Annotated in this window: 1 protein-coding gene; it reads left to right on the top strand. The window is 65.4% G+C overall.

From position 1 onward, the window contains the following. The coding region (locus A3728_RS14345; protein WP_443069434.1) for an oxidoreductase at window positions 1–214 on the top strand (214 nt) is incomplete at both ends.

Raw genomic sequence — 214 nt, forward strand, 5'->3', positions numbered from 1 at the left:
GCAGCCCGAGGGCAATGCCCCGGTCGCGCCCTCGGCCATTGCCGCCGATGTAAAGACCTTCACCGCAAATGGATTCGAGCCGACATCGGAGCCGCGTGCACTGCGAACCGAAGAGATGCCCCGCGTGGTCGCTGACTACGTGCACGCCGCCGAAATGGCGAAGAAAGCGGGCTTCGACGGGGTCGAGGTGCACGGGGCCAATGGCTATCTGCTG

It is taken from the genome of Sulfitobacter sp. HI0040 (assembly GCF_001634885.1).
In the GTDB taxonomy this organism is placed as follows: domain Bacteria; phylum Pseudomonadota; class Alphaproteobacteria; order Rhodobacterales; family Rhodobacteraceae; genus Sulfitobacter.